The sequence below is a fragment of the Phormidesmis sp. 146-33 genome (assembly GCF_052939515.1).
Genome location: NZ_JBJPHU010000096.1, coordinates 21,189 through 27,362, shown reverse-complemented (window position 1 = coordinate 27,362; position 6,174 = coordinate 21,189). Strand labels below are relative to the sequence as shown.

Below are 6,174 nucleotides of genomic sequence, written 5' to 3'. Positions count from 1 at the left end.
TACTCAATCCCCAAACCCTAATCTAGTCGAGACTTTATTTTTTTGAAGGGTTGAGGGACTAGCATTTTTGAGATGGGGGACTGGTATTAATTGCAGCAGGAGCAAGTATTTGAGTACTCACAACAAAACTCAGCGCCCATCAGGGTTACAGAGAATTAACAACCCCAATGACTCATGCCTGACTCTGTACTCAAATCAGCAGTTTTGTAGCAAATGCATTTTATATAGTATGGTTCTGTCCAGACTGAACAAAGCTAAAAAATGATTGCAGACATTCCTTTATTTTTTATTTGTTTTGAGAAAAGCGCTAACTTAAATACAGAATTAAATTCTGGATCTTGCTGAAGACCATCCTCAACAATCGGCTTTCAGTTTTTAGTTAAAAAGCGCATCAAAAAGCGATCGACTTCCTCCTCCAACTCAGCTTTTGAGCCATCTTGAGGAGGGTTTTGAGTACAGGTCGGTTAGCCTAAAAAACGACCCAAAAAGACCTGCAAACATTGATTTTCCTAGCGTTTGAACTGAGTACAAAAAATACTACTACCCTCCTCAAAAAATACTCGTGCCCTCCCCAAAAAATACTCGCACCCCAACCCTAAAAAAACTTTGAGGGCTTGCTTGGTCTAGATTTGAGCGCTTGAGTACAGACTAATGATTTCAATAAATCTTACCGGGGGCTGCTCAATCAGGCTGCTTTCGAGTGGTTGCTATAACGTTCACAACACCAATCACTCAAGTCTCTCAACCAGGAACACAGGTTCTTTCAACCCAAAACCAAGGTTTAGGTTTCTCGGCAAGAGACACAGTGAGAGGAAGATGCAGCTACACCACACTCTGGGAATAACGTCGAAATGAAGTTGCTTGCTACAGCATTGACATAGGGTTCCAACGTGAACGAATCAAAGCTTCTAGCCTGCATTGGTAGGTTGTCTGTACCCAGCAACTTCAATCGATTTCTTAGAGAAACGGAACAACGGTCTTTCTCAGTGGCCCTATCCACCTAGCCCTGCCGAAATGCAATGACACCCCCCCCTTCTCCAGGACTACTCTCTCCTCCAGAAACACAGCCCGCGACGGATATTGTCATCACCAAAAATGCAGTGACTCAGACTAAAAGTGATAGCTGTGGGTGTAGTAGCAATCCCAGTGCCGCAACGACCCATGATCAACGAATGCTCGATCGCATCTCTAAACACCCCTGCTACAGCGAAGAAGCCCACCATCACTATGCTCGAATGCACGTTGCGGTCGCTCCTGCTTGCAATATTCAATGCAACTACTGTAATCGCAAATATGACTGCGCCAACGAAAGCCGTCCGGGTGTGGTGAGTGAGCTACTGACTCCTGAAGAAGCAGCCCATAAAGTACTGGTCATTGCTGGCAAGATTCCACAGATGACTGTCTTAGGCATTGCGGGCCCTGGCGATCCGCTGGCAAACCCCGAAAAGACGTTTCGCACCTTTGAGCTAATTGCGGACAAAGCACCGGATATTAAACTATGTCTCTCGACTAATGGCTTGATGCTGCCGGATCATGTCGATCGCATCAAAGCCCTCAACGTTGATCACGTCACTATCACGATTAACATGGTAGACCCAGAAATCGGGACAAAGATTTACCCGTGGGTACACTATCGCCGCAAACGCTACAAAGGTCTGGAAGCTTCACGAATCTTGCATGAGCGCCAAATGGAAGGCTTGCAGGCACTCAAAGAAGCCGACATTCTCTGTAAAGTCAACTCGGTGATGATTCCTGGGATAAATGATCAGCATCTGGTCGAAGTCGATCAAGAAATTCGCAAGCGGGGTGCGTTTCTGCACAACATCATGCCACTGATTTCCGCACCAGAACATGGCACTCACTTTGGTTTGACAGGACAGCGCGGCCCCAACCCCAAAGAACTGAAAAAGCTGCAAGATGAGTGCGCTGATAGCAACATGAAGATGATGCGTCACTGCCGCCAGTGCCGGGCGGATGCAGTCGGCTTACTAGGTGAAGATCGCAGTCAGGAATTCACCAAAGATAAGTTTATGGAAATGCCGGAACAGTACGACCTGGCACTGCGGCAGGAAGTTCATGCGGGCATTGAGCAATTTAAGGAAGACATCAAGCTGGCAAAAGCGAAAGTCAAGCCCAGTGAGCGTGTCAAAAACAGTCCCAAGATTTTAGTGGCAGTGGCAACTAAGGGCGGCGGGATTGTCAATCAGCACTTTGGTCACGCTAAAGAATTCCAAATCTTTGAAGTAGATGCCAACGAAGCGAAGTTTGTCGGGCACCGCAAAATCGACCAATACTGTCAAGGCGGCTATGGCGAAGATGCCACGCTGGAACATGTGATTAAGGCGATCGCTGACTGCAAAGCGGTTCTCGTATCCAAAGTGGGTGAATGCCCGAAAGCAGAACTGAGGGAATCAGGGTTGCAAGTAGTAGAAGCCTACGACGTGATTGAAAAGGTGGCCAGAGAGTTTTACGACCAGCACATTCAAGAGTTCTGAGTTTGAAGCCTGAACTTAACCTTTAACACTCAGACTCTGAAACCCCAACTTAAGGAGGTTGCTATGACCTACATGATCACCAGTCAGTGTATTGAATGTCATCGTTGTGAACCAACTTGCCCGACTGGGGCAATCACCCAAAATGAGCAACAGTATCAAATCAATTCTGAACGCTGTAACGATTGTGTGGGTCATTACTCTGTACCTCAGTGCTGGGCAGTTTGCCCCACCAATGGTGGATGTGTCCCAAACCTGGCAGTCTCACCGCTCTTTGTAGAGCCATCCGACGACTACTGGGGCACTTGGTTTAATACTTACAACCGTCTGGTGTCAAGGCTAAAAGCCAACCAACCCTCTGATTATTGGCAACGCTGGTTTGACACCTATTCACAAGCATTATCTCGACAGTTACACACCCCTCCATCAGTGGGAGTCAACGCATGAGTGCAGTCATTTATCTCGACAACAACGCTACAACCCAGGTAGATCCCGAAGTGGTCGCCGCAATTTTGCCCTATCTGACTCAGTATTACGGCAATCCTTCCTCAATGCACAGCTTTGGGGGACAGGTGGGCAAAGCCTTAAAGCAAGCACGCAGTCAGGTGGCTGATCTATTAGGGGCTGAAGAGTCTGAAATCATCTTTACCAGTTGTGGAACGGAAGGCAACAATACTGCAATTCGAGCAGCGATCGCTGCTCAACCCGATCGCAAACACCTGATCACCACTCAAGTCGAACATGCCTGTGTGTTAAATCTGTTCAAGCAGCTAGAAAAGCAGGGCTACACCGTAACTTACCTCTCAGTAGACCGTAAGGGTCAATTAGACCTGATGGAGCTAGAAGCGGCGATTACGGGCAGTACAGCGCTGATTTCGACCATGTATGCGAACAATGAAACGGGGACGGTCTTCCCGATCGAGCAAATTGGAGCGATCGCCAAAGAATACGGGGCTGCTTTTCATGTCGATGCGGTTCAGGTTGCCGGAAAATTGCCCTTGAATATGAAAACCAGCACCATTGATCTGATGACGATTTCGGGTCATAAACTACACGCTCCCAAAGGGATTGGTGCCCTCTTTGTGCGACGGGGATTTCGCTTTCGTCCCTTGTTGATTGGGGGACACCAGGAGCGGGGACGCAGAGCCGGAACAGAAAATGTCGCTGGCATTGTTGGATTAGGCAAAGCCGCAGAACTAGCGCAATTACACTTAGCAGAGGTTGCACAGGAAAAGAAACTGCGTGACCGCCTCGAAAAAGGGCTACTTGAGATTCCCAACACTGAAATTAATGGCGATCGTAAACATCGCCTACCCAACACCACCAACATCGGTTTCAAATACATCGAAGGTGAAGCGATCTTGCTCTCTCTCGATCAGTACGGCATCTGTGCTTCCTCTGGTTCTGCTTGTACGTCTGGTTCCTTAGAGCCGTCTCACGTCTTACGAGCAATGGGCTTACCCTACACGACGCTACATGGTTCCATCCGGTTTAGTCTTTCCCGGCATACTACCGATGCTGAAGTCGATCGCGTTCTAGAAGTCATGCCAAACATTGTTCAACGCTTACGTGATCTATCCCCCTTCAACAACGATCAAGCCGAGTGGCTACAAGACCGCCAAGAAGCAACCATCGGAGCTAGATAACTCATCAATCCCTTACTCTTCAGGAAACACCGCCATGTGGGACTACACCGAGAAAGTATTAGATTTGTTTTACAACCCTAAAAACCAGGGAGCGATCGCAGAGTCCGATGAATCCGGTATTGCAGTTGTGTTTGGCGAAGTGGGTAGTATTGCCTGCGGCGATGCTCTCAGACTGCACCTCAAAATCGAAGTAGAGGCAGACAAAATTCTGGATGCTCGGTTTCAAACCTTTGGGTGTACCAGTGCGATCGCTTCTTCTTCAGCCCTCACCGAACTGATCAAAGGCATCACCTTAGATCAAGCGTTGAACATCAGCAATCGGGATATTGCCGAGTATTTAGGCGGGCTACCAGAGGAAAAAATGCACTGTTCTGTCATGGGACAGGAAGCCCTGGAAGCTGCCATCTACAAGTATCGGGGCATTGAGATCGAACAGCATGAAGATGACGACGGCAAATTGATTTGTAGTTGCTTTGGGGTCAGCGAAAACAGAATTCGTCGCGTGGTGATTGAAAACAATCTGACCACCGTAGAACAAGTCACTAGCTATGTGAAAGCAGGCGGTGGGTGTAGTTCTTGTGCCGCAGAAATTGAAGATCTGATCGCCGCCGTACAACAAGAGAAAGATCTCACGGCTGTCAGAGTTGCCGCAGAGATTGCGACGGCCCAAAATCGCGTACTAACAACCGTACAAAAAATCAGCTTGATTCAAACCGTTTTACAAGAAGTGCGTCCTGTGCTGCTAGCAGATGGCGGTGATGTCGAACTCTATGACCTGGAAGGCGATGTCGTCAAAGTCCAGCTAAAAGGGGCTTGTGGCTCCTGTGAAAGCAGCACAGCAACGCTGAAAAACGCGATCGAAGTCCGGTTACGCGAACGTATCTTACCCAACTTAGTTGTTGAAGCAGTTTCATGAACCCTCAACTCGTTCTACTGATTCCGGTTGGGCGATCGCCCCCTGATGCGATTGGTTCCAACTCCCTAGCCCAGCAGCGTCTCAAACGCTGATCAACAACCCTCAAATTCTACAGGAGATCCTTCCATGACTGACGAAAGCATTAGACAGATAGCCTTCTATGGCAAAGGTGGAATTGGCAAATCTACGACCTCGCAAAACACGATCGCAGGCATGGCCGAACTCGGTCAGCGCGTCATGATCGTTGGCTGTGACCCCAAAGCAGACTCCACCCGCTTGATGCTACACAGCAAAGCCCAAACCAGCGTTCTACAACTGGCAGCCGAGCGAGGTGCAGTTGAAGACGTAGAACTCGAAGAAGTGTTGATGACTGGTTATCGCGATGTCCGCTGTGTTGAGTCAGGCGGTCCAGAACCCGGTGTTGGTTGCGCTGGACGGGGCATTATCACCGCCATCAACTTTCTCGAAGAAAATGGTGCGTATGAAGACCTCGATTTCATTTCTTACGATGTATTGGGTGACGTAGTTTGCGGTGGTTTTGCCATGCCCATCCGGGAAGGTAAAGCTCAAGAAATCTACATCGTGACCTCTGGTGAAATGATGGCGATGTATGCAGCCAACAACATTGCAAGAGGCGTTCTCAAGTATGCTCACTCCGGTGGTGTGCGTCTGGGTGGCTTGATTTGCAATAGCCGTAAGGTCGATCGAGAACTCGAACTGATCGAAACTCTGGCAAAACGGCTCAACACTCAAATGCTGCACTTTGTCCCCCGCGACAACATTGTTCAACATGCCGAACTGCGCCGCATGACGGTCATTGAATATGCGCCTGATAGCCAACAAGCCGCAGAGTATCGCACCCTCGCCAACAAGATCATCGACAACAAAAATCTCACCATTCCCACCCCCATCACCATGGACGAACTGGAAGATCTGTTAGTCGAATTTGGCATCCTGGGTGGCGAAGAAGAGTACGAAAAGGCAATCAAAGAAGGCACCAAAGCTCCCGCTGGTATTGCCTAGTCCATGAGGGGAGGGGTGGTAGATGAATTGCTAGAGATGGGCTATTTATCCACGCCCTGACTCATTCGCCTATCACTCCCCTACTCATCCACTCATC

5 protein-coding genes are annotated in these 6,174 nt (G+C 48.7%); all 5 read left to right on the top strand.

Annotation, left to right across the window (positions count from 1 at the left end):
* The first annotated feature begins 1,019 nt into the window (after positions 1–1,019).
* The 5 genes from nifB to nifH all read left to right on the top strand — a co-directional run bounded on the left by nifB (position 1,020) and on the right by nifH (position 6,077).
* Complete coding sequence (gene nifB / locus ACJ2PR_RS27060) at positions 1,020–2,495, top strand: nitrogenase cofactor biosynthesis protein NifB (protein WP_446879297.1); 1,476 nt, start codon at positions 1,020–1,022, stop codon at positions 2,493–2,495.
* Between the two features lie 63 nt (positions 2,496–2,558).
* Positions 2,559–2,939 (top strand): 4Fe-4S binding protein, encoded by a 381-nt coding sequence (locus ACJ2PR_RS27055; RefSeq protein ID WP_446879296.1) that lies wholly within the window; start codon positions 2,559–2,561, stop codon positions 2,937–2,939.
* Positions 2,936–4,138 carry a cysteine desulfurase NifS gene (gene nifS / locus ACJ2PR_RS27050; protein ID WP_446879295.1) on the top strand — a complete coding sequence of 401 codons (1,203 nt, stop codon included), beginning with the start codon at positions 2,936–2,938 and terminating at the stop codon, positions 4,136–4,138. The genes ACJ2PR_RS27055 and nifS overlap by 4 nt, the downstream gene beginning before the upstream one ends.
* Positions 4,139–4,172: 34 nt before the next feature.
* A complete protein-coding gene (gene nifU / locus ACJ2PR_RS27045; protein WP_446879294.1) occupies positions 4,173–5,054 on the top strand; it encodes a Fe-S cluster assembly protein NifU in 882 nt (293 codons plus the stop codon).
* 126 nt (positions 5,055–5,180) lie between these two features.
* The gene (gene nifH, locus ACJ2PR_RS27040) at positions 5,181–6,077 is read left to right on the top strand and encodes a nitrogenase iron protein (protein WP_446870070.1); all 897 of its coding nucleotides are present in this window, start codon (positions 5,181–5,183) and stop codon (positions 6,075–6,077) included.
* The last annotated feature ends 97 nt before the right edge of the window (positions 6,078–6,174 follow it).

Excerpts from the sequence above, each read along its gene's own strand:
- nifU (WP_446879294.1), top strand. The coding sequence starts at position 4,173 with ATGTGGGACTACACCGAGAAAGTATTAGATTTGTTTTACAACCCTAAA.
- nifB (WP_446879297.1), top strand. The coding sequence starts at position 1,020 with ATGACACCCCCCCCTTCTCCAGGACTACTCTCTCCTCCAGAAACACAG.
- ACJ2PR_RS27055 (WP_446879296.1), top strand. The coding sequence starts at position 2,559 with ATGACCTACATGATCACCAGTCAGTGTATTGAATGTCATCGTTGTGAA.
- nifH (WP_446870070.1), top strand. The coding sequence starts at position 5,181 with ATGACTGACGAAAGCATTAGACAGATAGCCTTCTATGGCAAAGGTGGA.
- nifS (WP_446879295.1), top strand. The coding sequence starts at position 2,936 with ATGAGTGCAGTCATTTATCTCGACAACAACGCTACAACCCAGGTAGAT.